Annotated in this window: 1 protein-coding gene; it reads right to left on the bottom strand. The window is 57.0% G+C overall.

All coding sequences use genetic code 11. From position 1 onward, the window contains the following. Positions 1-959: MFS transporter (locus tag CSR02_RS12585; protein WP_099541877.1), on the bottom strand; the 959-nt coding region annotated here is incomplete at both ends.

Here is a 959-nt window from a genome sequence, read left to right as displayed (position 1 = left end):
TGTGTGGTTCCTCCTTCAACGTAATGACCTTGTGACAGGAACTGCGCCAGAACAAAGCCGGTCAGCCCCATCGCCAACTTCGTAACCCAGGTATTGATCGAATATGCCAGACCAGCAGATCCGGTCGATGTTCGCGAATCTCCATCATCCACGGCTTCCGCCAGCAAGGTATAATACAGCGGAGACATCACGCCCTGAGCCAGCGCCAGAAGCGCTATGGACAGAAAAAAACCTGTTATGGATGCGCCCGCCAGAGCCATCGCCAGATAGGCTATGCCCTGCACGATCAGGCATATAATCCCGGCGCCAACTGTTTCCATACGTCTGGCAAGCGGTCGGCACGCGGGCACACCCGCAAACAGCAGAACAGTGACAAAAGTAATGATATTGGCGCCCAGTTGCTCCGTGCCGCCAAGAACAATGCGGGCATAATACAGGGCAAACCCGAACAGAGCCGCCTGCCCCACGAAATAGAAAAAAGCGAGCAGATTGCTCAGCACCCATCGCCGGTTTCCCAGAAGATGGCGCAGCGTGCTCACAAGATCCTGTCGAACGGGTGCTGGCGGATACCTTACGGCGCAGCCGCGTGCCACGCACAGCCATAGGATACTGCCCAGAACAGACAGCGCCAGCACATAGACCGCCATGCCATACCGGTGCTGCGCCGCGCTTTCGCCCCCACCCAGCCAGGTGATGGCGGGAATGGTCAGTAGTGCCACAAGCAAAGATCCGGCCTGACAGCCCATCATGCGGAATGCATTGAGACCAACGCGCTCTGAGGCGGAGCGGCTCATCATGACGGCCAGCGCACCATATGGCGTATTGATACAGGAATAAATGGCACCAAACACGATATAGGTTGCTCCGGCCCACACAACTTTCCCCATGGGCGAAAGCGGCAGAGCCAGAAAGCACAGAAAACCCGTTATACCGAAGGGAATGGCAAGGGAGCGGATCAG

The organism is Acetobacter pomorum, from assembly GCF_002738225.1.
Lineage (GTDB): Bacteria > Pseudomonadota > Alphaproteobacteria > Acetobacterales > Acetobacteraceae > Acetobacter > Acetobacter pomorum.
This window is presented reverse-complemented; position numbering and strand designations above follow the sequence as displayed.